This is a genomic window from Archangium gephyra (genome assembly GCF_042230915.1).
In the GTDB taxonomy this organism is placed as follows: Bacteria; Myxococcota; Myxococcia; order Myxococcales; family Myxococcaceae; genus Archangium; species Archangium gephyra_B.
Genome location: NZ_CP102578.1, coordinates 9,131,920 through 9,157,930, shown reverse-complemented (window position 1 = coordinate 9,157,930; position 26,011 = coordinate 9,131,920). Strand labels below are relative to the sequence as shown.

General features: G+C 68.1%; 23 protein-coding genes. 17 read left to right on the top strand and 6 right to left on the bottom strand.

Features of this window, described 5'->3' with window-relative positions; all coding sequences use genetic code 11:
- Positions 1-27: 27 nt before the first annotated feature.
- The 15 genes from NR798_RS35990 to ftsA all read left to right on the top strand — a co-directional run bounded on the left by NR798_RS35990 (position 28) and on the right by ftsA (position 17,306).
- Positions 28-405, top strand: coding sequence for an STAS domain-containing protein (locus NR798_RS35990; RefSeq protein WP_375767071.1), 378 nt, complete (start codon positions 28-30; stop codon positions 403-405).
- Positions 362-1,321 (top strand): 16S rRNA (cytosine(1402)-N(4))-methyltransferase RsmH, encoded by a 960-nt coding sequence (gene rsmH / locus NR798_RS35985; RefSeq protein WP_375767070.1) that lies wholly within the window; start codon positions 362-364, stop codon positions 1,319-1,321. Before NR798_RS35990 ends, rsmH begins: the two co-directional genes overlap by 44 nt.
- Positions 1,318-1,737, top strand: a complete 420-nt coding sequence (gene ftsL / locus NR798_RS35980; protein WP_375767069.1) for a cell division protein FtsL — start codon at positions 1,318-1,320, stop codon at positions 1,735-1,737. Before rsmH ends, ftsL begins: the two co-directional genes overlap by 4 nt.
- Before the next feature lie 14 nt (positions 1,738-1,751).
- Entirely contained in the window at positions 1,752-3,758 is a 2,007-nt protein-coding gene (locus NR798_RS35975) for a penicillin-binding protein (RefSeq protein WP_375767068.1), read from the top strand.
- Between the two features lie 52 nt (positions 3,759-3,810).
- Positions 3,811-5,328: a UDP-N-acetylmuramoyl-L-alanyl-D-glutamate--2,6-diaminopimelate ligase gene (locus tag NR798_RS35970; RefSeq protein ID WP_375767067.1), complete on the top strand. Its 1,518-nt coding sequence runs from the start codon at positions 3,811-3,813 to the stop codon at positions 5,326-5,328.
- A 20-nt stretch (positions 5,329-5,348) separates the two neighbouring features.
- Positions 5,349-6,749 carry a UDP-N-acetylmuramoyl-tripeptide--D-alanyl-D-alanine ligase gene (gene murF / locus NR798_RS35965; RefSeq protein WP_375767066.1) on the top strand — a complete coding sequence of 467 codons (1,401 nt, stop codon included), beginning with the start codon at positions 5,349-5,351 and terminating at the stop codon, positions 6,747-6,749.
- Complete coding sequence (gene mraY / locus NR798_RS35960; protein ID WP_375767065.1) at positions 6,750-7,931, top strand: phospho-N-acetylmuramoyl-pentapeptide-transferase; 1,182 nt, start codon at positions 6,750-6,752, stop codon at positions 7,929-7,931.
- 22 nt (positions 7,932-7,953) lie between these two features.
- Positions 7,954-9,330, top strand: coding sequence for a UDP-N-acetylmuramoyl-L-alanine--D-glutamate ligase (gene murD / locus NR798_RS35955; protein WP_375767064.1), 1,377 nt, complete (start codon positions 7,954-7,956; stop codon positions 9,328-9,330).
- 4 nt (positions 9,331-9,334) lie between these two features.
- Entirely contained in the window at positions 9,335-10,504 is a 1,170-nt protein-coding gene (gene ftsW / locus NR798_RS35950) for a putative lipid II flippase FtsW (RefSeq protein ID WP_375767063.1), read from the top strand.
- Positions 10,501-11,721, top strand: coding sequence for an undecaprenyldiphospho-muramoylpentapeptide beta-N-acetylglucosaminyltransferase (gene murG / locus NR798_RS35945; protein ID WP_375767062.1), 1,221 nt, complete (start codon positions 10,501-10,503; stop codon positions 11,719-11,721). The genes ftsW and murG overlap by 4 nt, the downstream gene beginning before the upstream one ends.
- 13 nt (positions 11,722-11,734) lie before the next feature.
- On the top strand, positions 11,735-13,165 hold the full coding sequence (gene murC, locus NR798_RS35940; protein ID WP_375767061.1) for a UDP-N-acetylmuramate--L-alanine ligase: 1,431 nt from the start codon (positions 11,735-11,737) through the stop codon (positions 13,163-13,165).
- 3 nt (positions 13,166-13,168) lie between these two features.
- Complete coding sequence (gene murB / locus NR798_RS35935) at positions 13,169-14,104, top strand: UDP-N-acetylmuramate dehydrogenase (protein ID WP_375767060.1); 936 nt, start codon at positions 13,169-13,171, stop codon at positions 14,102-14,104.
- A complete protein-coding gene (locus NR798_RS35930; protein WP_375767059.1) occupies positions 14,101-15,045 on the top strand; it encodes a D-alanine--D-alanine ligase in 945 nt (314 codons plus the stop codon). Before murB ends, NR798_RS35930 begins: the two co-directional genes overlap by 4 nt.
- Before the next feature lie 131 nt (positions 15,046-15,176).
- A complete protein-coding gene (locus NR798_RS35925; protein WP_375767058.1) occupies positions 15,177-16,028 on the top strand; it encodes a cell division protein FtsQ/DivIB in 852 nt (283 codons plus the stop codon).
- A gap of 45 nt (positions 16,029-16,073) precedes the next feature.
- Positions 16,074-17,306: a cell division protein FtsA gene (ftsA, locus tag NR798_RS35920; protein ID WP_047859677.1), complete on the top strand. Its 1,233-nt coding sequence runs from the start codon at positions 16,074-16,076 to the stop codon at positions 17,304-17,306.
- Between the two features lie 99 nt (positions 17,307-17,405).
- On the opposite strand, the gene NR798_RS35915 is transcribed toward ftsA, so the two are convergent.
- The 3 genes from NR798_RS35915 to NR798_RS35905 form a co-directional block, all read right to left on the bottom strand.
- Positions 17,406-19,022: a restriction endonuclease gene (locus NR798_RS35915; protein ID WP_375767057.1), complete on the bottom strand. Its 1,617-nt coding sequence runs from the start codon at positions 19,020-19,022 to the stop codon at positions 17,406-17,408.
- A 169-nt stretch (positions 19,023-19,191) separates the two neighbouring features.
- A complete protein-coding gene (locus NR798_RS35910; protein ID WP_375767056.1) occupies positions 19,192-19,671 on the bottom strand; it encodes a hypothetical protein in 480 nt (159 codons plus the stop codon).
- 158 nt (positions 19,672-19,829) lie between these two features.
- A complete protein-coding gene (locus NR798_RS35905) occupies positions 19,830-20,312 on the bottom strand; it encodes a hypothetical protein (RefSeq protein WP_375767055.1) in 483 nt (160 codons plus the stop codon).
- Positions 20,313-20,480: 168 nt separating this feature from the next.
- Between NR798_RS35905 and NR798_RS35900 the strand changes: the two genes are divergently transcribed.
- Complete coding sequence (locus NR798_RS35900; RefSeq protein ID WP_375767054.1) at positions 20,481-20,957, top strand: hemerythrin domain-containing protein; 477 nt, start codon at positions 20,481-20,483, stop codon at positions 20,955-20,957.
- 69 nt (positions 20,958-21,026) lie between these two features.
- Here NR798_RS35900 and NR798_RS35895 read toward each other — a convergent pair whose 3' ends face one another.
- Both NR798_RS35895 and NR798_RS35890 read right to left on the bottom strand, forming a co-directional pair.
- Positions 21,027-22,073 carry a serine hydrolase domain-containing protein gene (locus NR798_RS35895; protein ID WP_375767053.1) on the bottom strand — a complete coding sequence of 349 codons (1,047 nt, stop codon included), beginning with the start codon at positions 22,071-22,073 and terminating at the stop codon, positions 21,027-21,029.
- Positions 22,074-22,083: 10 nt separating this feature from the next.
- Entirely contained in the window at positions 22,084-22,629 is a 546-nt protein-coding gene (locus NR798_RS35890; RefSeq protein ID WP_375767052.1) for a DUF2378 family protein, read from the bottom strand.
- Positions 22,630-22,771: 142 nt separating this feature from the next.
- Between NR798_RS35890 and NR798_RS35885 the strand changes: the two genes are divergently transcribed.
- On the top strand, positions 22,772-24,175 hold the full coding sequence (locus NR798_RS35885; RefSeq protein ID WP_375767051.1) for a cyclic nucleotide-binding domain-containing protein: 1,404 nt from the start codon (positions 22,772-22,774) through the stop codon (positions 24,173-24,175).
- On the opposite strand, the gene NR798_RS35880 is transcribed toward NR798_RS35885, so the two are convergent.
- Positions 24,168-25,943, bottom strand: coding sequence for a methyl-accepting chemotaxis protein (locus tag NR798_RS35880; RefSeq protein ID WP_375767050.1), 1,776 nt, complete (start codon positions 25,941-25,943; stop codon positions 24,168-24,170). The genes NR798_RS35885 and NR798_RS35880 overlap by 8 nt on opposite strands.
- Positions 25,944-26,011 lie beyond the last annotated feature (68 nt).

Here is a 26,011-nt window from a genome sequence, read left to right as displayed (position 1 = left end):
AAGCGGGAAACCCGGGAAGGTGGTGTCATGAACCAGGCAGCCGAAGCACAGGGCATCCGCGCGGTCTCCAGTGGGCGCGTGGAGACCCTCATGCTCGAGGGGGAGCTTCTGGAGAAGGACCTCACCCAGCTGTGCGAGGAGCTCGGGCTGCGCATGCAGCGGGGCCTGCGCAACGTGGTGTTGGATCTCGCCGAGGTGCGCCACCTGGACTACCGCGGCGTGAAGCCCCTGGTGGCCCGGGCCGAGGCCTTCCGCAAGGCCGGCGGGGACATCAAGCTGTCCGGGCTCTCGCCCTACCTGGCCGCCATCCTCCGGGCCGCGGGCGCTCACGATGTCTTCGAGCTCTACCCGCATATGAACGATGCCCGGGGCGCCTTCGCGCTCGCGCGGGCACCGTTCGTCTAGGCGCCCCTTGGCTGACTTCAGCCACCAGACTGTCCTCCTGAATGAAACGGTGGACGTCCTTCGACCGGGAGCGGGGAAGGTGATCATCGACGGCACACTGGGGGGTGGGGGTCACACCGAGGCGCTTCTCGCCCGGGGTGCGACCGTCCTGGGGGTGGACCGGGATCCGGTGGCGCTCCAGGCCGCCCGCGCCCGGCTCGTCGGCTACCCGTCCTTCAGCACCCGCCAGGGCAACTTCGGCGACCTGCTCGACGTGGCCGCGGACGTGCTGCCGGTGGACGGCGTGCTGGTGGACCTGGGCGTGTCCTCGCCCCAGCTCGACGTGGCCGAGCGCGGCTTCTCCTTCCAGAAGGACGGCCCGCTGGACATGCGCATGGCCGACACGGGCCGCACCGCCGCCGAGCTGATCGCCGAGGAGGACGAGGCGGAGCTGCGCCGCATCCTCGAGCAGTACGGCGAGGAGCCCTTCGCCCGGGTCATCGCCCGTGAGCTGAAGCGCGCGCTGCCCGCGCGCACCCTGGAGGCCGCCGAAGCCGTCAAGCGCGCCGTGCCTCGCAAGGCCTGGCCCAACAAGATCCACGTGGCCACCCGCACCTTCCAGGCGCTGCGCATGGCGGTGAACCAGGAGCTGGAGTCCCTGGAGTCGCTGCTCGCCGCGCTGCCCCGGCTGCTGAAGGTGGGGGGCCGCGCCGCCGTCATCTCGTTCCACTCGCTTGAGGACCGGAAGGTGAAGGAGACCTTCCGGGACCTGGTGGGCAGCTGCAAGTGCCCGCCTGGGTTCCCAGTGTGCGTCTGTGGCGGTCAGGGGGATTTCACCCTGGTGTCGCGCAAGGCCATCGCGCCCTCGGACGAGGAGATTGCCGCCAACCCCCGTGCCCGTAGCGCGCACCTGCGCGTGGTGGAGAAGATCCGATGAGCCGCAGCAAGCCAGTGTCTCGTGGCAGTGGGAGTGGAGTGTCGGTGGGCGAGGTGCTGCTGCACCTGCTGCCCGCGGTGTTCCTCTTCGCCCTCTTCGCCGCCGTGGGCTTCATCCACGTGACGAGCCGCGTGCTGGTGGTGGACATGGGCTACCGCCTCTCCAAGGCCGAGGCCGAGGAGCGCGCCCTCATCCGGGAGAACGACCGGCTGAAGCTGGAGCTCGCCACGCTGAAGAACCCGGCGCGGCTGGAGAAGCTGGCGCGCGAGAAGCTCGGCATGTCCATGCCCGCGGGCTCGCTCGTCATCGCCCTGCCGGCGGAGCTGCCGGGCAAGAAGCGCACCGCCCGCGTGGAGGCCCGTGACGCCCGCGGCGTACGCGTGGCCGAGCGCGCCGCTCCGGCCGCACCGCACTGAGGGGGGAACTGGCCGTGAGGGACTTCAAATCGGCGCGGGCCCCCGAGCCCAACCAGAAGTGGCTGCGGCTTCGCGTGAAGCTGCTGGCCTGCTTCTTCGTCACCCTGCTGCTGGCCGCCTTCGGCCGCGCCGTGCAGCTCCAGGTGTTCGAGCGCGACAAGCTGCGCGGGCTCGCCCAGGACCAGTACGTCCGCCAGATTGAGATCCCCGCCCGCCGCGGCGACATCTTCGACCGCCGCGGTACGCCATTCGCCCAGAGCGTGGAGGTGGACTCCATCTGGGTGGACCCCTCCATGCTGCCGGACGTGAAGCAGGCCGCGCGCTCGCTCGCCAAGGTGCTGAAGCTGGACGTGGAGGACCTGCAGGCTCGGCTCGGCCGCGCGAAGCGCTTCGTCTGGGTGAAGCGCCAGGTGACGCCCCGTGAGGTGGAGGCGGTGAAGGCCCTCGGGCTGCCCGGCTTCGGCTTCACCAAGGAGCCCAAGCGCTTCTACCCGCAGAAGGAGCTGGGCGCGCATGTGGTGGGCATGGTGGGCCTGGACGGCCACGGCCTGGAGGGCCTGGAGCTGGCCTTCGAGGACGAGCTGTCCGGGCAGAACTCGCGCCTGTCCGGCTTCCGCGACGCCAAGGGCCGCAAGCTGCTCGTCTCCGGCGCCCCGGACACCATCGATCGCCAGGGCGCCTCCGTCACCCTCACCATCGATCGCCACCTCCAGTTCGTCGCCGAGCGGGCCCTGAGCCGCGCGGTGGAGGAGGCCAAGGCCGTGGCGGGCATGGCCATCCTGTTGGATCCGAAGACGGGAGAAATCCTGGCCATCGCCAACCACCCGCGCTTCAACCCCAACGCGCCGGAGAAGGAGGCGCGCGCCAGCATGCGCAACCGCGCCGCGCTCGATGTCTTCGAGCCCGGCTCGACGATGAAGGCCTTCGTCGTGGCCAGCGCGCTGGATCAGAAGGCCATCAAGCAGGACGACGTCTTCTTCTGCGAGAACGGCTCGTGGAACATCGGCCGGCACACCATCCACGACACCCACCCGCTCGGCTGGCTCACCCCGCAGCTGGTGCTGCGCGAGTCCTCCAACATCTGCTCCTCCAAGATTGCCCAGCAGCTGGGCCGCGAGCGGCTGGTGAAGGCCTACCGCGACTTCGGCTTCGGTGAGCGCACCGGGCTGGCGCTGCCCGGCGAGGGCAAGGGCTCCATCCCGTTCCCCAAGGCGGAAGTGTCGCTGGCCACACAGTCCTTCGGGCAGGGCATGAGCGCCACCGCCGTGCAGATGGCCGCCGCCTGGGGTGCGCTGGCCAACAATGGCGTGCTGATGCGCCCCTACCTCGTCTCCAAGGTGGTGGACCCGGACGGGGTGGTGCTGCTGGAGAACCGGCCCATCGAGGTGCGCCAGGCCGTCTCGGCCGCCACCGCGAAGAAGGTCGTCTCCATGCTCGAGAGCGTGGTGACCAAGGAAGGGACCGCCCCCAAGGCCGCCATGGAGGACTACCGGGTGGCTGGAAAGACGGGCACCGCCCAGAAGGCGGATCCGGTGGCCCGGGGGTATTCCGACAAGCGGCTCGCTTCCTTCGTGGGCATGGTACCGGCCGAGAATCCTCGTGCCGTCATCCTCGTGATTGTGGACGAGCCCAAGACGGACGTGTACGGGGGGAACGTGGCCGCCCCCGCTTTCAAGGAAATCGCTACCGCCGCCATGGCTCACCTGGCCGTCCCGCCCTCGCGAGAGGTGCCGCTGCCGTCCACCGCCCTGCCGGTGGCGGCCGCGCAGCCCCCTCCTTCGAGAGTGGAGACGGCCCGGCCCGTGGTGTCGGAGGCTGTCACCGAGAACGTGGAGCCTGGCTCCGTCCGCGTTCCGGATGTTGTCGGTCAGGCGGGGCGTGAGGCAGTGACGAAGCTGCTCTCCTCGGCCCTGGAGCCCCGTTTGTTAGGTAGTGGACGCGTTGTTTCGCAGAGTCCCGCCGCCGGTTCGCTGGTGGAGAAGGGTGCGCGAGTGACGCTGGAGCTGGCGGCGCGGCAATGAGGCCGCGGGACAGCTCGGCCTCGCGCTTGCGGCAGCATGTGAAGGGGAAACGATGAAGCTGACGGATGTCCTTGCAGGGTGTGGTGCCGAGCAGACCTCGGGCGGCCGGACCCCGGCCGACGTGACGGGGGTGTCGCAGGACTCTCGCAAGGTGAAGCCGGGCGATTTGTTCGTCGCGATTCCGGGTACGAAGGAGGACGGCGCCCAGTTCGTGGGTGAGGCCGTCTCGCGCGGGGCCGTGGCGGTGGTGTCGGAGAAGTCCCTGTCCTCGCAGGTGCCCTTCTTCAAGGTGTCCAACGCCCGCAAGGCGCTGGCGCTCATCGCGGCCAATTTCCATGGCCGGCCCGCCGACAAGCTCACCATGCTGGGCGTGACGGGCACCAACGGGAAGACGACCACCACCTATCTGCTCGAGGCCATGGCCACCGCGGCCTACTCCTCCACGGGGGTCATCGGCACGCTGGGCTACAAGGTGGGCGGCCAGTTCCACCCCACGGCCCATACGACGCCAGACCCGCTGGAGTTGCACCGCATCCTCAAGGAGATGGTGGACGCGGGCGTGGAGACGGTGGTGATGGAGGTGTCCAGCCACGCGCTGATGCAGGAGCGCGTGCACGGCATCACCTTCAAGGCCGCCGCCTTCACCAACCTGACGAGGGATCACCTCGACTACCACAAGGACATCGAGGAGTACTTCCAGGCCAAGCGGAAGCTCTTCGTGGAGAACCTCTCCCAGACGGGCGTGGCGGTGGTCAACGGTGACGACACCTACGGCACCCGCATCTACAACGAGCTGCGCGGCCAGAAGCGCATGGCGTGGAAGTTCAGCCGCCTGGGCAATGGGGAGATCTCCGCCACGGATGCGTCCTTCAGCCTGCAGGGCATCAAGGGAGTGCTGAAGACGCCCGCGGGCGACATCCCGGTGAAGAGCCGGCTGCTGGGGCCGCACAACCTGGAGAACATCCTCGCGGCGGCCGGGCTGGCGCTGGGCGCGGGCTTCGCTCGCCGCAAGGACGTGCAGCTGGGCATCGAGCGCATGGGTGGCGTTCCCGGCCGCATGGAGCGGGTGGAGAACCACGGCCCCCCGCAGGCGCCGGCGGTGCTGGTGGACTACGCGCACACGGACGACGCGCTCAAGCGCGCGCTCGAGGCGGCGCGGGCCATGGCCAAGGGCCGCGTCATCGTGGTGTTCGGCTGCGGTGGGGACCGGGACCAGGGCAAGCGTCCGCTCATGGGCACGGCGGCCGCCGAGGCCGCGGACCTGGCGGTGCTGACGAGCGACAACCCGCGCAACGAGGATCCGGAGGAGATCATCTCCCAGGTGACGCCGGGCCTGGAGAAGAGCGGGATGCGCCGCATCTCGGCCGGCAAGGCCAAGAGCGGGGAGAAGGGCTACCTCGTGGACGCGGACCGCAAGGCCGCCATCGAGACGGCCATCTCCCTGGCGAAGGAGGACGACGTGGTCCTCATCGCCGGCAAGGGCCACGAGACGTACCAGATCATCGGTACCGAGAAGCGCGCCTTCGATGACCGCGAAGTGGCGGCCCGGGCGCTCGCCATCCGTACCTGACGGAGAGCCGCGGACCCTCTATGGCCGTACGATTCACGGACGAGCAGGTGGTGCAGGCGACCGGGGCCTCCCGGCGCGGCGACAAGCCAGCGGCGGAGTTCACGGCCGTCTGCACCGATACGCGGGCCCTGGTGCCCGGGTGCCTCTTCGTGGCGCTGCAGGGCGAGCGCTTCGATGCACACGACTTCCTCGCGCAGGCCGCCAGTGCAGGGGCGGCCGGCGCCGTGGTGAAGAAGGGCAGGGCGCTCCCCCAACTCCCCGAGGGCCTGGCTCTCTACGAGGTGGAGGACACCCTGGCGGCGCTCGGAGGACTGGGGCGTGCGCACCGCGAGCGCTTCCGGATTCCGGTGGGCGCCGTGGGTGGCTCCAACGGGAAGACGACCACCAAGGAGATGGTGGGCGCCATCCTCGCCGTACGGGGTCCCGCGCTGAAGACGGAGGGCAACCTCAACAACGAGGTGGGGGTGCCCCTGACGCTGTTCCGCCTGGAGCCCTCGCACGTGGCGGCCGTGGTGGAGATGGGGATGAACCGTCCCGGCGAGATGACGCGGCTCACCCGCGTGTCGAAGCCGGACGCGGCCGTCATCACCATCATCCAGCCCGAGCACCTGGAGGGGCTGGGCAGCATCGAGGGCGTGGCCGAGGCGGAGGGCGAGATGTTCCGCGAGCTCCCGCCCGAGGCCGTGGCCGTGGTGAACGTGGATGACCCGCTCATTCCCCCGCAGGCGGCGCGCAGCCGGGCGAAGACGCTGACCTTCGGCCGGGCCGCCAATGCGGACGTGCGGCTGGCGGGCGTCACGCCGCGCGGCCGGGAAGGGCTGGCCGTCACGGTGCACTACCAGGGCAGGGACTGGCCGGTGAAGCTGTCCTTCATCGGCGAGCACAACGCTCTCAACGCCACGGGCGCCTTCGCGCTGGCGGTGGCGCTGGGCTACTCCCCCGAGGAGTGCGTGAAGGGCCTGGAGGCGGCGAGGCCGTATGCGCGCCGGCTCAACGTGGTGGACGGCCTGCACGGCATCACCGTGGTGGACGACTGCTACAACGCCAACCCGGCCTCGATGGCCGCGGCGCTGGACACGCTGCGCTCGCTGGTGCAGCCCGGGGGCCGGAAGGTGGCGGTGCTCGGGGACATGTTGGAGCTGGGGCCCGGCGAGCTGGAGGAGCACTCGGCGCTGGGCACGCTGGCGGCGGGCAAGGCGGAGCTGGTGGCGTTCTTCGGGCCGCGCTCGCGCAAGGGTTACGAGGCGGCGGGGCTGGGCAACAACGCGGCGCACTTCACCGAGGTGGAGCCGCTGCTGGCCTGGCTGCAGCCGCAGTTGAAGGCAGGGGATGTGGTGCTGGTCAAGGCGAGCCGTGGCATGCGGCTCGAGCGGGTCGTGGCGGGCCTCACGGGGGCCGCCGCGCCTGGAGGTAGCCACTAGGTGCTGCTCCTCATCTACGAGTGGATTCAAGGCACGGACGCGGCCCGGCTGCTGAACTTCCTGCGCTACCCCACGTTCCGCATCGTCGCGGCGGCGGTGGCCTCGCTGCTGCTGGGCATGTTCGTCGGTCCGAGGCTCATCGCCTGGCTGCGCCTCAAGCAGCACGGGCAGAGCAACGTGCGCGAGGACACCCCGGACACCCACCAGAAGAAGAAGGGCACGCCCTCCATGGGGGGCGCGCTCATCCTCATGTGCATCGCGTTCGGCACCTTCATGTTCGCGGACCTGAAGAGCCGCGCGGTCTGGGCGGCGCTGGTGCTCACGATGGGCTACGGCTTCATCGGCTTCCTGGACGACTGGCTCAAGCTGTCCAAGCGCAACTCCAAGGGGCTGGCCGGCCGGTACAAGATGGTCCTCCAGACGGTCTTCTACCTGGTGGCCATCTTCGGAATCATGTGCACGTGGACGGGGCCGGATGGGGGCTTCACGGGCCCCAAGCTGCTCATCGACACGAAGCTCACGCTGCCCTTCGTGCCCACGCGCTGGTTCAACCCGGACTTCGGCTGGTTCTACGTGTTCTTCGCGTGGATCGTCGTGGTGGGCACGTCCAACGCCGTCAACCTGACGGACGGTCTGGACGGCCTGGCCATCATGCCGACCATCATCGCGGCCTCCACCTTCGCCATCCTCTGCTACGTGGCGGGCTCGCTGACGCGCATCGCCGACGTGGAGACGGTGAACGGCGTGACGCGGTTGGTGGGTGTGCCCCTGTGGCGCTACCTGGGCGTCCCCGAGGTGCCCGGCGGCGCGGAGCTGGCCGTCTTCTGCGCCAGCATCGTGGGCGCTGGCATCTCGTTCCTCTGGTTCAACGCCTACCCGGCCTCCGTCTTCATGGGGGACATCGGCTCGCTCGCGCTGGGCGGGGCCCTCGGCGGGCTGGCGGTGCTGTCCAAGAACGAGGTGGTGTCCGCCATCATCCACGGGGTCTTCTTCGCGGAAATCCTCAGCGTGATGATCCAGGTGACGTCCTTCAAGCTCACCGGCAAGCGCGTCTTCAAGATGGCGCCCGTGCACCACCACTTCGAGCTGAAGGGCATGGCCGAGCCGAAGATCATCGTCCGCTTCTGGATCGTCGCCATCCTCTGCGGAGGCGTGGCGATTCTGTCGCTCAAGCTTCGGTAGGCAGTGTGGAGGGGTGGCGCGCATGACGCCCGACCTGAAGGACCGGAAGGTAGTGGTGTATGGGCTCGCCAAGAGCGGGCTGGCCGCCATCCGCCTGTTGAAGGCGAAGGGCGCTCAGGTGACGGCGCTGGACGCTCGCACCGAGGAGGCGCTGGGCGAGACGGCGCGCGAGCTGAAGGGGCAGGGCGTGACGCTCGTCACCGGCCCCACGCCGCCCGGGCTGCTGGAGTCGCAGCAGCTCGTGGTGGTGAGCCCGGGCGTGCCGCTGGCGCTGCCGGAGATTCAAAAGGCGCGTGCCGCGGGCGTGCCCGTCTGGGGCGAGGTGGAGCTGGCGTGGCGCTACCTCTCGCACCTGCCGTTCATCGGCATCACCGGCACCAACGGGAAGAGCACCACCACGGCGCTCACCGGTGAGCTCTTCTCGCGCAGTGGCCGGCGCACCTTCGTGGGAGGCAACCTCGGGCGCCCGCTGGCCGAGGCGGCCCTGTCTCCCGGTGAGTGGGATGCGCTGGTGGTGGAGCTCTCCAGCTTCCAGCTCGAGGGCATCGACGGCCTGCGGCCCCGCGGCTCCACCATCCTCAATCTCACGCCGGATCACATCGACCGGTACGCGAGCCACGAGGCCTACGGCGAGGCCAAGGCCCGCATCTTCCGCAACCAGGCGCAGGGCGACTTCGTCGTGGTGAACGCGGACGACGCGCACGTGCTGCGGCTGGCCGAGGCCGCGAAGGTGCCCGTCTACGGCTTCAGCCTCACCGGGCATCCGGTGGCCGCGGCCCCGAAGCTGGCGGGCATGGCGGTGGCGCAGCCCGGGGGCTTCCGTTTCGAGGGGGCAGGGGAGAAGGGCGAGTCCTTCACCCTCACCAACCGGGCGCTGCGCGGGGCGCACAACGCGCAGAACGCCATGGCGGCGGCGCTGCTGGCGCGGCTGGCCGGCGTGGCGCACGAGGCGGTGCAGGCCGGGCTGGACAGCTACCCGGGCCTCCCCCACCGGCTGGAGAGCGTGCGCGTGCTGGACGGCGTGGAGTGGGTGAACGACTCCAAGGCCACCAACGTGGACTCGGTGCTGGTGGCCCTGCGCGCCTTCCAGAAGGACGTGCTCCTCATCGCCGGTGGCAAGGGCAAGGGCGCTCCCTACCAGCCCATGGTCGACGAGGGCCGCGGCAAGGTGAAGGGCGTGCTCACCATCGGCCAGGACGCCGGGACGATCGCCCAGGCCTACGAGGGCTCCTGCCCCGTGTACGCGTGCGAAACGCTCGCCGAAGCTGTACGGCGGGCCAAGGCCCTGGCAAGATCCGGCGACACTGTACTTTTGTCGCCTGCATGCGCCTCCTACGATCAATTCCAGAACTTCGAGCACCGGGGCGACACGTTCAAACGCCTCGTCGGGGAACTCTGAGCCCATGAAGGCCCTTGCCGCTCCGTCCTCCGCCCCGGTGCGGTTCGACCCGTTGCTGTTGTGTGCCGTGCTGTCGCTCGTGTCGCTTGGCCTGGTGATGGTGTACTCGGCGAGCGCCGTCATGGCCCAGGACAAGCTGGGCGACAGCCTCTACTTCCTCAACCGGCAGCTGGTGGCGGCCGGCATGGGCGTGGTGGCGATGGCGGTGGGGATGAAGGTGGGCTGGCGCCGGCTGGCGCGGCTCGCGTACCCGCTGCTGCTGGTGACGCTGGTGCTGCTGGTGCTGGTGCTCATCCCGGGCATCGGCACCACGGCGGGTGGCGCGCGGCGGTGGATCCGCCTGCCGGGCTTCGGCCTGCAGCCGGCCGAGGTGGCCAAGGTCGCCTGGGTCGTCTACCTCTCCTATTCGCTGGCCAAGAAGCGCGAGAAGGTGGCCAGCTTCTCCGTGGGCTTCCTGCCGCACCTGATGCTGTGCGGCCTGCTGGTGGGCCTGTGCATGCTGCAGCCGGACTTCGGCAGCTCGGTGCTGCTGGTGTTCCTGCTCTTCGCGCTGCTCTTCGCGGCGGGCACGAAGTTGAGCTACCTGGTGGGCTCGGTGCTGCTGGCGCTGCCCCTGGCGTACGCGGCCATCGCCTCCAGCCCCTACCGCATGAAGCGCGTGCTGGCCTTCCTGGACCCCTGGGCCCACCGCCATGACATCGGCTACCAGGTGGCCGAGTCCCTCATGTCCATCGGCTCGGGCGGCCTCACCGGCCTGGGGCTGGGAGATGGACGGCAGAAGCTCTTCTTCCTCCCCGAGGCGCATACGGACTTCATCTTCGCCATCATCGGCGAGGAGCTGGGCCTGGTCGGGGTGGTGCTGCTGGTGTCGCTCTACGGCGTCGTCATCTGGCGCGGCATCCGCGCGAGCCTCGCGGCGCCGGAGGCCTTTGGCACGTACCTGGGCCTGGGCCTCACCTCCATCATCGCCTTCCAGGCCACCGTCAACATGTGCGTGGCCATGGGGCTGTTGCCCACTAAAGGACTGACGCTTCCCTTCGTGTCCTACGGAGGCACCTCGCTGGTGGTGCTCATGGGGGCGGCCGGTGTATTGCTCTCGCTCAGCGCCAGCGCGGACGGCGCTGGCAACCGGACCCTGCGTTCCGGCGGTGACATGAGGGAGGTGGCGGCGTGAAGGTGCTCATCGCGGGAGGCGGTACGGGCGGTCATCTCTATCCGGGCATCGCCCTGGCCGAAGAGGTGGTGACTCGCCACCACGCCAACCAGGTGGTGTTCGTGGGCACCGAGCGTGGCCTCGAGGCGCGCGTGGTTCCCCGCGAGGGCTACCCGCTGGAGACCATCCGGGCGCAGGGCCTCAAGGGCAAGGGCCTGGTGGGCCTCGTCAAGGGCCTGCTCGCGCTGCCCATGGCCTTCATCGAGTCCATCCGCATCCTCCAGCGCCACAAGCCGGACGTGGTGGTGGGCGTGGGTGGCTACGCCAGCGGCCCCGTGGTGCTCGCCGCGGCGCTGATGGGCATCCCCACCGCCGTGCAGGAGCAGAACGCGCTGCCGGGGCTCACCAACAAGGTGCTCGGCAGGTTCGTGCGCGTCGTCTTCACCGCCTTCGAGGACGCCGCCCGCTTCTTCCCCTCGCGCAAGGTGCAGCTCGTCGGCAACCCCATCCGCCGCAAGCTGATGGAGAACTTCCTGCGCTCGCGCGTGGCGCACGAGAAGTTCTCCCTCCTCGTCTTCGGCGGCAGCCTCGGCGCCCGCGGCATCAACCAGCGGATGATCGACGCGCTGGACCACCTCCAGGACATCAAGGACCAGCTCCACATCATCCACCAGACGGGCAAGAACGACCTGGAGACGGTGCGCAAGGGCTACGCGGACAAGGGCTTCGACGCGCAGGCCCAGGTGGTGGAGTACATCGAGGACATGTCCAACGCCTACGCCAAGGCGGAGCTCGTCGTCTGCCGGGCGGGTGCCACCACGCTGTCGGAGCTGACGGTGGCCAAGAAGGCCAGCATCCTCATCCCGTTCCCCTTCGCTACGGACAATCACCAGGAGGTGAATGCCCAGGCGCTGGTGAAGGCGGGCGCGGCCCTCATGTTCCGCGAGTCGGAGCTGACCGGGCAGCAGCTGGCCACGGAGATCCGCCGCCTCAAGGACAACCCCGAGACGCGCCGCCAGATGGAGAAGAAGGCGGGCCTCCTGGGGCGCCCCGAGGCCGCCAAGGAGCTGGCGGACGTGCTCGTGGACCTGATGGTGAAGACGTACGGGCCCTACGGCCGGGCCGAGGCCCGTGGCGAGGACCCCAACCCGAAGAAGCCGAAGAAGGCCAACGGTGGCGAGAAGCCGCCCGGTGGCAGCAGCGAGACGCAGGCTGGCGGCAACGAGAAGCAGGTCTGAGGAGATGACATCCGTGACGAACACCCGCCCCGCCAGGCCCGCGAGCCTCTTCAAGACGCGCCACGCCGCGCACGTGCACTTCGTGGGCATCGGCGGCATCGGCATGAGCGGCATCGCCGAGGTGCTGCTCAACCAGGGCTACAAGGTGTCCGGCTCGGACCTCAAGGCCAGTGACATCACCCGCCGCCTGCAGGGCATGGGCGCCACCATCTTCGAGGGCCACCGGGCGGAGAACCTCGTCCACTCGGACGTCGTCGTCATCTCCTCGGCGGTGCGCAAGGACAACCCCGAGGTCGTCACCGCGCGCCAGCGGAAGATTCCCGTCATCCCCCGCGCGGAGATGCTCGCCGAGCTGATGCGGCTCAAGTACGCCGTCGCCGTCGCCGGCAGTCACGGCAAAACAACCACCACCTCCATGGTCGCCACCGTCCTGTCCGCCGCGGGCCTGGATCCAACGGCCGTGGTGGGCGGCAAGGTGAACGTGCTCGACTCCAACGCCAAGCTGGGCAAGAGCGAGCTGATGGTGGTGGAGGCCGACGAGAGCGACGGCAGCTTCCTGCACCTGCACCCGTCCATCACCGTGGTCACCAACATCGACCCGGAGCACATGGACCACTACGGCACGCTGGACAACCTGAAGGACGCCTTCACGGCCTTCTGCAACCGCGTGCCCTTCTACGGCCTCAACGTGCTGTGCCTGGACAACTCCAACGTCCAGTCGCTGCTGCCGCGCCTGGAGAAGCGCTTCGTCACCTACGGCAGCTCGCACATGGCGGACTACCGGCTGGAGGGCATCCGGCTGGAGGGCTTCACCACCCGCTTCGAGGCCTTCCGGCGCGACGAGCCGCTCGGTGAGTTCCGCGTGCGCATGGTGGGCGCGCACAACGCCCTCAACGCCCTGGCCGTCATCGCCGTGGCCGAGGAGATGGACATCCCCCTGGACGTGGTGCGCAGCGCCCTGTCCGAGTTCGGCGGCGTGCAGCGGCGCTTCACCGTGCGCGGCGAGGCGGCCGGCGTCACCGTGGTGGACGACTACGGGCACCACCCCACCGAGGTGCAGGCCACGCTCGCGGGCGCCCGGCGCGCCTTCGGCCGGCGCATCGTCGTGGCCTTCCAGCCCCACCGCTACACGCGCACCCATGACTTGCTGAAGGAGTTCGCCACCTCCTTCAACGACGCGGACGTCGTCTTCGTCTCCAGCGTCTACGCCGCGGGCGAGGAGCGCATCCCCGGCGCCACCGGCGACGCCCTGGCCGAGGCCGTCCGCGCCCACGGCCACCGCGACGTCACCTTCGTGGAGAAGCGCATCGACCTGGCCAAGGCGCTGCTGCCCCGGCTGCGCGAGGGCGACATCGTCCTCACCCTGGGCGCTGGCGACATCACCCAGGTGGGCCCCGAGCTCGTCGAGCTCCTCAAGCAGCACGGCACGGCGAAGGGCGACTAGGGCATGGCGGCGGGTTTCTCCTCATCGTCCCTGCCCGAGCGGCTGGGGCGCCTGTCCGGCGTTGACGTGACGGCGGGTGCGCCGCTCGCGCCCCTCACGAGTGTGCGCGTGGGCGGCCCGGCCGAGGCGCTCGTCCGCCCGCGCTCCCCGGACGCCCTGGTGGCCCTGCTCCGCTTCCTGCGCGAGGAGGGCGTGCCCCTCACCGTGCTCGGCGGTGGCGCCAACACCCTCGTGGGGGACGGCGGCATCCCCGGCGTCACCGTGAAGCTCCCCAGCGATCTGTTCCCCGAGCTGGCCGACGTGGGCGCGGAGGAGGGGAGGCTCACCCTCGGCGCGGGCGCGGCCATCGTCCGGCTCTGCAACCAGATGCGGGCCCACGGGCTGGTGGGCGCGGAGTTCCTCGCCGGGATTCCGGGCACCCTGGGCGGCGCCGTCACCATGAACGCGGGCACCAAGAATGGCGAGTGCTACCGCGTGGTGGAGGCGGTGGAAGTCGCCACCGCGGACGGGGTGGGGTGGCTCACCAAAGCCCAGATTCCCCACGGTTACCGCCACACGGAGCTGCCCAGGGGCGGCGTGGTGACGCGCGTGCGCTTCGTGCTGCCCAAGGGCGATATCGAGGCATCCAAGAAGGCGATGGACGAGGACCTGGCCTACCGCAAGCGGAGCCAGCCGCTGAGCCAGCCCAACTTCGGCAGCGTCTTCGCCAATCCGCCGGGCGACTTCGCCGGGCGCCTCATCGAGAGCGTGAACCTCAAGGGCCACATCATCGGCCGCGCGCAGGTGTCCACCCTGCACGCCAACTGGATCGTCAACCTGGGCGGAGCCACCGCTCATGACGTGCTTTCGCTCCTCACCCTGATGCAGACTCGCGTGCGCGAGGAGCGGGGTGTCGAGCTCCAACCCGAAGTCAAGCGTGTAGGGGTCTTCCAGCCATGAGCGGCTTCTCCAAGGACGAGCTGAAGCGGAAGCGGGTGGGTGTGCTGTTCGGGGGCCTTTCCTCCGAGCGTGAGGTGTCCCTGCGCACCGGCGCCGCCGTGTCCAAGGCCCTGCGCGGCCTGGGCTATGACGTGGTGGACATCGACGTGGGCAAGGACCTGCCCGCGCGCCTCGCCGCCGAGAAGGTGGAGGTGGCCTTCATCGCCCTCCACGGCCGCTACGGCGAGGACGGCTGTGTCCAGGGTCTGCTCGAGTGCATGTTCATCCCCTATACGGGCAGCGGCGTCATGGCCTCCTCCCTGGGCATGGACAAGGTCTTCGCCAAGCAGGTCTTCATCGCCCACGGCATCCCCACCCCGCCCTACCGCGCCTTCCGCTCGGGCGACGAGGCCCGGGCCGCCGCGGACTCGCTCCCCTTCGGCTTCCCCGTCGTCGTCAAGCCCTCCCGCGAGGGCAGCAGCGTGGGCGTCCACATCTGCAAGAGCCGTGACGAGTACCTCGCCGCTGTCGAGGATGTGTCCAAGCTCGCCGGCTCCATCCTCGTGGAGCAGTACATCAAGGGCCGCGAGGTGCAGGGCGGCGTCCTGGACAACGAGGCCCTCGGCGTCATCGAGGTGGTGGCCGCCCGGGAGTTCTACGACTACGAGGCCAAGTACAAGTCCGGGGGAACGACCCAGTACCTCTTCCCCGCACCCCTCCCGCCGGATCAGTATGAGCGCGTGAACCAGGTCTGCCTTGCCGCTCATCGCGCCCTCGAGTGCAGTGGAGGCTCCCGCTCGGACGTCATCCTGCTTCCGTCCGGGGAGGTCTTCCTGCTGGAGATCAACACGCTGCCCGGAATGACCGAGTCCAGCCTGCTGCCGAAGATTGCCGCGGGCCGGGGCATCGACTTCCCCGGCCTGTGCGAGCGCCTCCTGCAAGGCGCCTGCCTCAAGGCCTGAGAGACCGTCCCCCCCAGGGTTGAAGAGGACTCGCTGGTCCCCTTCAGGGGACCCGGGCGCTACAGCGACGTGGCTGTAGCGAAAAACTGGCGTGGAGATCCAACCCGGCGCAGCATGCGCCGACGCACACCATGGCATTCGGTAAGTCCAAGAACCGTCGTCGCCAGGATGCCGCCCAGACGAAAGAGGCGGTGAAGGGAGCCGTGCGCTCGCACGGTCCCGGCCTGCTCAAGGCCATCCTACTGACCGGTCTGACATGCGCCCTGGTGTGGGGCGGCATCGAGCTGCGGCGCTGGGCGCTCTCCTCGCCGACCTTCCTCTTGAAGGAGACCACCTTCAGCGGGCTGCAGCGGGCCGCGCCGGGCGAGCTGCTCAAGCTGTCCGGGCTGACGGTGGGGCAGAACCTGTGGTCGCTGGACGTGGAGACGCTGGAGCGCACCATGGCGGCCCACCCGTGGGTGCGCACCGTGGAGGTGCGGCGCCACTTCCCCTCGAGCGTGTCCGTGGAGGTGTCCGAGCACGTGCCGGCCGCGCTGGCGGCGCTGGGAGACCTGTACCTGGTGGACGAGGACGGCGAGCCCTTCAAGCGGCTGCAGCCCGGCGACAAGCTGGACCTGCCGCTCGTCACGGGGATGGACCGCGAGGGCTACCTGGCCGACGAGGCGAACACGCGTGAGCGCTTCCGCCAGGCCCTCGAGGTGGCGCGGGCCTACGCGGCCACCGAGCCGTTGAAGCGCGAGCGGCTGAGCGAGGTGCGGGTGTCGGCCGAGGGGCTGGTGCTGGTGATGGCGGACGGGATGGAGGCGCGGTTGGGGGAGGGGGAGACGGACGCCAAACTTCAGAGGCTCTCGCGCGTGCGCGAGGAGCTGCGAGCCCGCGGCCTGTCCGCGGAGGTCATCCACCTGGAGAACCGGGCCCGGCCCGGCTGGGTGGCGGTGAAACTTTCGAGCCCCGTGTCCGAGAGGAGCGGGGTCTCGCGGTAGGGAACGCGCCCCTTTCACGAGAGTGGGGGGCCTGGGAGGGTTGTCATGGCGAAGCAGAAGTCCGGGGAGATCATCGTCGGCCTCGACATCGGCACGACGAAGATCTGCGCCATCGTCGGCGAGCTGACCGACAACGGGATCGACATCATCGGTATCGGCACGCACCCGTCGAAGGGCCTTCGCAAGGGCGTGGTGGTCAACATCGAGGCGACCGTGTCCTCCATCCGCCGCGCGGTGGAGGAGGCCGAGCTGATGGCCGGGGCGGAGATCTCCCACGTGTACACCGGCATCGCCGGTGGCCACATCAAGGGCTTCAACTCGCAGGGCATTGTCGCGGTGAAGGACAAGGAGGTGCGCGAGCCGGACATCGCCCGCGTCATCGACGCCGCCAAGGCGGTGGCGATTCCCCTGGACCGCGAGGTCATCCACGTCCTGCCGCAGGAGTTCATCATCGACGACCAGGGCGGCATCAAGGAGCCCTTGGGGATGGCGGGCGTGCGCCTGGAGGCGAAGGTGCACATCGTCACGGGAGCGGTGTCGAGCGCGCAGAACATCGTGAAGTGCGCCAACCGCACGGGCCTGAACGTGGCGGACATCGTGCTGCAGCCGCTGGCGTCGGCCGAGGCGGTGCTGGGCGAGGACGAGAAGGAGTTGGGCGTGTGCCTCGTCGACATCGGCGGAGGCACCACGGACATCGCCATCTTCTCGGGCGGGTCCATCGTGCACACGGCGGTGATTGCGCTGGGCGGCAACAACCTGACGAGCGACATCGCGATTGGCCTGCGTACCCCGGCGCACGAGGCCGAGCGCATCAAGCAGAAGTTCGGCTGCGCGCTGGCGTCGATGGTGAACAAGGACGAGACCATCGAGGTGCCGAGCGTGGGTGGCCGGCAGCCGCGGGTGCTGGGGCGGCAGATTCTGTGTGAGATCCTGGAGCCGCGGGTGGAGGAGATCTTCCAGCTGGTGCACCGGGAGATCCAGAAGTGCGGCTACGAGGACCTGCTGGCCTCGGGCGTGGTGATCACGGGTGGCTCGACGCTGTTGGCGGGGATGCCGGAGCTGGCCGAGGAAGTGATTGGCTTGCCGGTGCGCCGGGGCATGCCGAGAGGCATTGGCGGGCTGGTGGACGTGGTGAAGAGCCCGATGTACGCGACGGGCGTGGGCCTGGTGGTGTACGGGGCGAAGCACCTGGACCGGCGGATGTTCCGCATCCGCGAGGAGAACGTCTACAAGAAGGTCAAGGGCCGCATGCGTGAGTGGCTCGAGGAGATCTTCTAGTCAGTTCTGTCAGTCTTGCCGTACCCCACCGGGGCCGCTCTCCTCCCAGCGGCCCCGGTTTTTTGTAGGTTCACCTCGGTAGTTTTGCGACGACTCTCTTCACGAGCTCCCTTTGCGACGGAGCGGTAGTTGGGAACGTGGACCCGAGAACTGTGTACGCGGACTGAGCGACTTCCCCTGGCGCTTCCTGGTGGAATGTGAAGTGAGAGGCTCCTGCAACGAGGGCATGGCATCCAGGCTCCGTTTTTTGGGTTTGTTGAGGATCTCTCCCCACGTACAGACTGGGCGCATGATGTGATGGCTTCCGATCCAGGTGGCTTCTACTTGCGTCAAGAAGTAGTGATCCACCACATCCTCGGGACCTAGCCAATCACGTAGGAAACAAATCAAGAACTCGGTAGTTTCAAGATCACGGAGCGGTGACAGTTTAGAGCCCATCTTCACAAACCGCGCGATCTGCTTTGGCTTCTTGAAGAAAGGATTTCGAGCAACAATGCCTGATACGCTCAGTCGCTCGTCATCGTCCTCATCGTCATCAGATCCCCGCTGAAGCACACGTCCTACCACTTCGAGGCTTATAGCTTTTTCCAGTCGAACCCGATCCCAGATGGGCCCAAATTCATGCTGCTTTCGCCATATCGGATTGAATGTAGCAAAAGGGTTGCCCATTTCTCCGCAGAGCCGAATGAAAGGATCAAGATCGACAGGAATGCCAGGTAGATGGATGGTGATTTCCGTCTGCTCCAGACGGCCTCGATCGTATTTCAAAACGCCCTGGTGCTTGATTCGATGCTGCGATTCAAATGCCAGGAATCCGCCTCTACACTCAGCAAGGTAGGAGATGAGTTCTACTTTGTAGGGATGTACATGCGGATTTGATGTGTATCGGGTCTCTACTCCTTCGAGTTCTTCCAAGAAATTCGTAAGGCCGATACCGTGCCAGGACTGATCAGGGTCGCCAGGGTTATGGATGGCGAAAGTTCCTCCACCTGATAGTTTGAGGGTTTGGGCCAGTAGTGTAAAGAATTCGCCCAGTTCTGTTCTCGTTTGAATTCTTGGACGTAATGTGAGTTCGACGCCATCTTCGCCTGGAGTGCCTGGATCGAAAGATAGAATCTCCCTCGTAAAGAGGGTGGTAGACTCGGCCTTGAATAGAAATGATGGAACCTGCTGCTGGCCATCATCGAGGAACTCGGCACTTGTTGGCAGCACGGGCTTTGAACGGCGTGCCTTCTGATTCAGTTGATGAAACCAGACTTGGCCATCCTTGCGCAGGCTTTCGCGCTTCTTCTCTAGGAGCTTTGGTAGCTGTAATTTACCAGAAACGAGCGCTTGAATTTCCTCTGGGCCAATGAGCAGAATTTCGCGAGTTCTGTCTCTTTCGACCTCGGCTATCGCGGTGGGGGCGTATTCAGACATGCTGACGAAGCACCCAACCATATCTGTTGGAACTCTATTGAGCCTGGAACGTAGTGCGTCAATCTCGGGTGTTCCAATCAGTCGCGAAAGCCATTTTGTTTCAATGATGTAGTCTTTCCCCCGGTGTTGCGCGAATATGTCGGTTTGGCGTGGGCTCGCGGAGCGCGGATTCCTCTCCGTCTTGAATCCGTGTTCGAAGAACAGCCGGAAGCACAAGCTTTCGAACTCGCGGCCGCGCTGGGCCTGGTTTTCAATGTTTTGGATGCGTAGGAAATCAGTGTAGAGGTCTATCTTCATGATTGTACCTGTTGAGAGGCGGGCCCCGGTGTTGGAGTGCTCGTCAACGCTGGCTCGCCTTCAGCGCCTGCTTTGAACCGGAGGATTCGTTTTCATGAGTTCTTCCGGAAGATGCATCGGGCGAAGCCTCAAGCCCTTCCCATCTCGCTTTGGGATGACGCGGAAGCCCTTACCAGCAAGTTTGACGAGATCTCCATGGCATCAGGACCGATGGCGAGGGCCACCAGGAAGCGCTGCTCGGCCGACAGCTCCTGCTTCCAGACCTCCTCGGGGCTCGGGCCGTGGCGAGCGGCTCCGGATCCTTCGGCAGCAGCGGGGAGTCCCTGAGGTCGGGCCGGCCGATGCCATTCCACGCCTGGATGAAGGCCTCACGCCAGCCCAGGGCCGGCTTGGTGCGCCGGAGGGCCAGGAGTGACTCCAACATGCGCGGCTCGGGGCGCTCGGGCAGGGCCTGGCGCAGCGTGAGCAGGGTGCTCTCCGCGCCGTCCAGGTCTCCGGCTTCGAGCGCCTCGCAGGCGCGGGCGAAGAGGACGGAAGGCGAGGGGGACCGCGCCGAGGACTCGGAGGGCGCGGTGGCTGCCCGTGCTTCGATGCACACGAACCCGAGTGCGAGGACGAACAGGGCGTGGAACGAGAGGACTCGTGTCATGTGCCCGAGCATAGTCGGGCCCGCGAGCCCACGAGGTGCCGCCTGTGAGTCGTTTGACACCTCGTCGACGCGCTCCGTCCGTCTCAGGACTTCGTGACGGAACGGGCCTCGGGGGCTCAGGAATTCGAGGGTGACGGCACTCCGGGGCCCTGACTCGCTTACAGCGCGACGATCGGTGCCACCGCCTGGAAGACGACCTGGTCCAGGGGGATGCCGAGCGCGTCGAGCTTCGCCTGGGCGGGCTCGAGTGCCTCCACGTCGACGAGTCCTACCTCGAGGTAGCCCGTCGTCTCGTCGTAGTCGAGCCGCCCGACTCCCGGCACACCCAGGACATCCCGGGCGGCATTCTTCATCTCCTCGGAAGCACTGCCGCGGGGGGCGCGCTCCCGCAGGGCGATCTGCGCGGCCTCCTCTCCGAAGATGTCTCTCAACCGGGTCTCCGCGGCCTCGCGCTGCTCGGGGTCGAGCAGGGCGACGACCCACCCGCCGTTCTCGCGCGTGATGCCGCCGAAGGCGGGGACCTCCTTCGTCACGCGCATGAACTGCCGGGTGAGCGGGGTCTGCTCCGGCCCGCTCTCGTCGGGCGTGATGCAGCCAGCGGAAAGGATGAGGCACAACACCAGGGCGGCTCGATTCGACATGTGGGCTCCTTCCAGAAAAGCAGGCGCCCAGCCGTGCAAGGTACGGGCCCAGAAGACGTCGAAGCTCCGCGCCCGCCCGAGGCGTTCCTGACTGGCGCCCGGCTGCCCGGCATTCGGGGATGAGCGGCTTGCTTGCCCCTGGACGCGCCAATGCCGAGCGTCCTTCCTATGGATCCGATCGAACTCCTGACGCGGCAGCACGAGGAAGCAGAGAGCCTCTTTCAGCAGGTAGCGGTGGCCCGGGGGGAAGAGCGAGCCCACCTGTTCCGCCGTCTCGCCTACCTGCTCACCCTCCACACCCAGCTCGAGGAGCGCTTCTTCTACCCGGAGGTGAAGCTGGCCGAGACGAGTGATCTGATCCAGCACTCCTATGACGACCATGCCGAGGCCAAGGCGCTGATCTCCCAGATGCTGCACCTCGACATCACCGACATGCAGTTCGAGCCCGCGCTGATCAGCCTGCGCGAATCCGTCGAAGCGCACGTGGCCGAGGAGCGCTCCATCCTCTTCCCCCAGGTGCGGCAACTGCTCTCCGCTGAGCACCTCGTGCGCCTGGGCAACGAGCTCGTGCGGGGAGTGAGCGAGCTGACGCAACCCGGTGCCCTTCCGGCCGTCTCGCACGACTCCCAGCTCGGAGCCATCTAGCCTGAACGGTGGCCTGGCGGCCCGGGGTTCGGACTCCTGCCCGGTACTCCAAGCCCGCGCCGGGTACCGCTAACGCAGGTACCCGTTGAGAAGCGTGAAGCCGGGCTCCTCGACGGGCATGCGCCCGAGGAGGGAGGCGAGGAAGGAGCCCGCGTGGTCCGAGAGGACGACGACTCCCACGTCCGCCTCCGACGAGAAGCCCATGAAGCCGGAGTAGCCGCCCGTCACCGCGGAGCGCCACACCAGGCTCTTGCCGCCCCTGCCGGAGACGCGCCACCCCAGCCCCGCGTGCCCGCCAGGGGCCTTCACGCGCGGGCTGTGCGCGAGCCGCAGCGCCCGGCCGAGCCCGGCCTCCTCGTGCCCGAGGTTCGCGTCCAGGAAGCGCAGCAGGTCGGGCACCGTCGAGCGGATCGCCCCGGCTCCGGGCAGCGCCGGGAAGGTCCAGCCCGGCACCGTCCCACCCCGGGCGGAGTGGCCGGGAAGCAGCCGCCGCTCCTGTTCCTCGGAGAGGCGGACGGCGGTGGTGTCGCTCAACCGCAGCGGCGTGCAGAGCAGATCCCTCACGGCATGTCCGTAGTTGAGCCTCATGCGCCGGGAGAGGGCATGGCCGAGCACGCCCAGGCCGATGACGGACTCGGCGTACTTTCGCGGAGGCGGGTGACGGGGGTGGTAGCTCCTCAGGAAGGCGCCGAAGAGCTCCGCGCTGAAGTGGCCGTAGGGGTCGGCCGGGTTCTGCTGGGGCGTCCGCAGGTTCGCCGGGACTCGCGGCATGCCCGAGGTATGCGTCGCCAACTGCTCGAGCGTGATGCGGCCGGCGGCCTCATCCGGGAGGAGCGGCAGCGGAATCAGCTCCTTCAACGGTGTGTCGAGCTTCGCCTCGCCCCGGTCCACCAACAGCGCGAGCAGGGTGCCGGTGAAGACCTGGGTGAGCGCGCCCAGCTCGTACAGCGCGTCCACCGCGGGGGGCGGCCCCTCGCCACGCAAGGCCTGCACGTGGTGCGCTCCGCGGTGCGTGATGCCCACGCACAGCGCGGCCGAGGAGTATGCGCGCAGGTAGCGCCGGGTGGCGTGGAGGACCGCATCAGCGGGTGAACCAGGGGAAGCGGAAGGGGACATGGCAGGAGGCTCACCAGCTTACGTCGATGTCGAAGTCCTGCCCGTGGCGCATCGACACGGTGGCGGTGGGCTTGACGCCCGTCCTGCTCAGGCCCGCCTCCAGCAGCCCGGCGATGAGCTCGGGCTTGGCGTCCGGATCATTGCGGATGGAGACGCGGTACTGGTGCCAGCCGAGCGGCACCACCCGCACCTCATAGCGGAAGGTGTCGAGCGCCAGGAGGCCAGGCACGCGCGCCATGAGGCGATCCGGGCCGAGCATGGGCAGCCCCATGTCCACCACCTTCCCCATCCACGTCTGCAGGAAGCCCCGCCCGAGCTGGCGGCCCATTTCACGGTAGGCGGACTCGCGATCCCACCCCGCGTAACAATGGCGCCAGGCCACCTCGAGCGCCGCGTTCCACACCTCGATGGGGTAGATGGCCTTGGGGTGACGCGGGTCGTAGCCACACTCCCGGAGCGCATCCGCGAAGGGACCACTCGCCTGGAGCGAGCGGACGAACAATCCCTCGAAGAAACTGCCCTGCGTGGCGCGACCTGAGTAGGAGCCCTGCATCATGCGCGTGCCAACGGAACGAGTCCGTATACAGGACCCCGCCCTCCGCGAACAGGCCACGGAGACGTCCTCCCGTCCGGCCCCACTCTGTGTCAGGTTCGACCCCCACACGCTGGCCCGGCCGCCCTGCTTTGGAGACCCCGCGATGCGGAATGCCCCTTCCCACTGGAGTCGCTTCCCGGAGTTGCTCACGAATGATCACACCCTGCTCGATCGCCTCGGGACGGTGACCGAGTACCCCGCTGGCAGCTCCCTCATCACCCAGGGAGAGCGGCCCGACGCGCTGCTCCTGCTGCTGGAGGGCAGTGCCTCCGTTCACCTGCGGCGAGGCGGCACCTCGCTGGAGGTGGACCGGGTGGCGAGCGGGGAGCTGCTGGGCGAGATGTCCTTCCTCAGCAACGACCTGGCCAGTGCCTCGGTGGTCACCCTCTCGCCGAGCCGGGTGCTGCGCATCCAGCGCGCGGCGGTGGAGCAGCAGGCCGCCGTGGATCCGGGCTTCGCACTGCGGCTGTACCGGGGGCTGGCGCGGCTGATCGCCGAGCGCATGCGCGAGCGCAACACCCGGCTCTTCGCCCAGGGCCCCGCTCCCGTGGACTACGCCGCGGCCTGGACGGATACGCTCGCCTCGCTGCGCTCCATCCAGCTGCCCGCGGTGGTGGAGCGCTACGTCGCCGCCTACGAAGAGGTGGGGCACCGCGGTGCCTTCCTGTGGCGCTGGTGCTGGCGCGGCGTGGACGAGACGACGCTTCCGCTGGTGCCCGAAGCGTGGAAGGAGCACGTGCTGTCCACCAAGCTGCTGGCCATCATCCTCAACGTGCTGCTGGATGACCTGGCGGACCAGCGCGGCTCGGAGCAGCTGTTGGAGGCCGCCCTCTCCATTCCCTTCCACCCCCAGGGCAAGGCCGCCCCCGCGCCCGAGGTGCCCGCCGAGGAGCGGCGCTACTTCGCCCTCATCGCGGAGCTGTGGCACGCCCTCGAGGAGCGGGTGCAGGCGCTTCCCCACCACGCCGCCTACCGTCCGCTCTACGTCTTCGACTACCAGCAGGTCTTCAACAGCATGCGCCACTCCGTGCTCACGCGGAACCGGCCGGCCCTGCACAACCTGGCGGAGAACCGGGCGTACTCCCCGCACAACATGAACATGATGGTGTTCGCCACCATCGACCTGATGACGGCCCCGGTGGTGGAGATGGAGCTGGGGGCCATCCGCGAGACGATCTGGTACGCGCAGAGCATGGGGCAGATCGCCAACATGACGGCCACGTGGCGCCGCGAGGTGCCGGAGCGGGACTTCGCCAGCCGGGTGTTCGTCCAGGCCCTGGAGTCGGGGGTCCTCTCCCCGGAGCAGCTCCAGACCCTGCCTCCGGAGGAGATCACCGCGCGCATCGAGTCCTCGGGGATGGAGGCGCTGCTGCTGGCCGAGTGGCGCGAGCAGCGTCAGCGCCTGGACGTGCTGATGGCCCGGGTGCGCTCCTTCGACATGGCCCGGCTGGTGCGGGGCGTGGATACCCTGCTCGGCATGCACCTGGCGGCGCGGGGTCTCATCTGAGGACCGGGCCCTTCTCCAGGCCGTACTTGCGGGCGAGCGCGTCGACCTGATCCGGCACCTTCTTGTAGTCATCCGCCGCCCGCTGGACATCCCGCAGATGGGTCGAGGTCTCCTCCGTCAGGCTCCGCATGTCCTTGAAGTCCTCGAGGATCTGCTGGATGTCCTGGTTCTGCCGCTTCACCAGCTGGGTGAGCTCCACCATCGTGGTGGAGTTGCTCTCGGTCTGCTGTGTCAGCTCGTTCAGGGAGCTGAGCTCCGTGTTGAGGTTCTTCACGGTAGCGGAGACGTCGCCGGCACGCTGCTCCACCACGGAGACGGTCTTTTCGAAGGCGGTGTCCAGGTTCTTGATGAGGGAGCGCACCTCGTCGGTGGCCGCGTTGGACTTGTCGGCCACCTTCCGGAACTCGAGGGCCACCGTGTTGAAGCCCAGGCCCCGCTCTCCCGAGTGGACCGCCTGGATGGCGGCATTGATGGCCAGGATGTTGGTGCGTTTGGCCAGATCCTCCACGGTCTTGGTGACGCGCTGGAGCTTCTTCGTGTGCTCCCCGAGCCCTCTCACGTGTTCTCCCACTTCATGGGTCATGTCGTGGATCTTGGCGCCCAGATTCTCGGAGTTCTTGATGGCCCTTTTTCCTTGATCGCTCAGCGCGCCGGTACGGTCGACGGCCTGGCGGATGGACTGCATCTGGGCCTGGGTCTTCACGGAGCTCTGTTGAAGCTTCCTGGCCGTGGTTTCCGTCTCGAGCAGGGTGTCGGAGTGGCGCTTCAATGTCTGTTCTTGCAGCTGGCAGCTATCCACCAGGCTCGAGCTGGCCTTCCCCAGCCGGTGGGTCACGGCCTGCAACTCCCGGGGCAGCTCCTGTAGCCGATTGAAGAGCAGCCAGACGCTGGAGGACAGGTCTCCCATCTCATCCGTGGAGACCCAGCGGGGGGGCCGCAGGGTGCCGCCGGTGAGCCCCTTCAGGGAGGTGTAGATGGCCTCGGCACCGGCCCTCTGCCGGCGCCCCATGGACCACACCGTCAGGGCCGAGCCGAGCAGCAGCAGGGCGGTGGTACCGCCCACCGAGAGCAGGAGCTCGTCCGACAAGGCCCCGCTGCGCCGCGCCAGCTGCGCGGCCAGATCCTCCCGGCCGCTCTGGGTGAGCTCCTGGTGCAGGTCCTCCTTCAGCCGGGTGAGCTGGATCTTCACCACCGTCCCGGTGAAGACGAGCGTGCCGAAGAGCAGCGAGGCGAGCACATACGGGAGGAACCAGCTCTGGCGGGGCCGGAAGAAACTGTCTCGGGCCGGGAGCGAGCGCCGGCTGCGCTTGAACGCCCTGAACGTGAGCGGCAGCAGCATGCGCTCGTAGCGGATGAAGAGGAGCGTGCCGTTGAGCAGCCCCACGCCAGTGGCCACCGCCATGCCCTGGGGAACGATGCTCCAGACATCCTTGCCGAGCATGATGGCGAGGCTGGTGTTGATGAGGAAGCCGCCCAGCATCCACATCAGCAGGTTTCCCAGGAGGATGAGCTTCCAGGGCAGGGCGAGCAGGCGCTCCAGCCTTTGTTCCGGCGGCTCTCCCGGCACGGTCCGCAGGGCCCCGTACAGCAGCCGTCTCATGACCAGCAGGGACAGCAGGACTCCGGAGCAGAGATAGGTGAGCGCGAGGGCGTGCGCCACGGCCCCCCACTGGTGCGTGCGGTCGAGGTCGAGCAGCAACACATCGATATACACGGCCATGGGCAGGCTCAGGAGGGTGACGAGCTCCCGGGTGAAGAACAGCTTCAAGAGGAGCCGTCTGCGGAAATGGCGCCGGCGCGTTGGCGGAGGTCTGTCTGGCATGGCCGTGTGAATGG